Annotated in this window: 1 protein-coding gene; it reads right to left on the bottom strand. The window is 69.3% G+C overall.

The genetic code is table 11. From position 1 onward, the window contains the following. Window positions 1-141: 141 nt before the first annotated feature. Window positions 142-597 (bottom strand): sodium:calcium antiporter (locus tag RMP09_RS03860; protein WP_409559682.1); only part of this gene is annotated, 456 nt, incomplete at its 5' end.

Genomic DNA, 597 nt, shown 5'->3' with positions numbered 1-597 from the left:
GAAGTCGTTCAACACCGCATAGCGCAGGCCGGCGAGGACCACCGCGAGCTTGCGCAGCGGGTGCCAGCCGGGCTCGCCGGTGCCGAGAAACTTGTTCCTCATGGGGTTCTCCAGGCCGGGGCGCCGCGGTCCGCTCCGGCTTCAGTGCGCCGGTGTCCTGCGGCGCAGCAGAACCGCCACCAGCGTGATCACCGTCAGCGGCAGCACGAAGCCGGTCATCGCCAGCGTGTAGGTGCGCAGTGCGTCGTGCTGCTGCGCGGCGAGGATCAGGTAGGCCACGTAGCCGACGTAGTACAGCACGAAGACCGCGCCCTCCCAGCGCGCGATCTCGCGGCCGGTCAGGAACACCGGCACGCAGGCCAACGCCACGGCCAGCATGACCCAGATGTCGAAGGCCTGCACCGAAGGCGGAACGATCAGTCCGGCGTCGCCCGCGGCCAGCCCCGCGAGGCCCACGCAGCCCAGGATGTTGAAGGTGTTGCTGCCGATGACGTTGCCGACCGCGATGTCGCGCTCGCCCTTGATCGCGGCGGCAATTGAAGTGGCCACTTCGGGCAGCGAGGTGCCGGCGGCGACGATGGTCAGGCCGATCACCAG

The sequence above is a fragment of the Hydrogenophaga sp. genome, assembly GCF_031426985.1.
Taxonomy (GTDB): Bacteria; Pseudomonadota; Gammaproteobacteria; order Burkholderiales; family Burkholderiaceae_C; genus Hydrogenophaga.
This window is presented reverse-complemented; position numbering and strand designations above follow the sequence as displayed.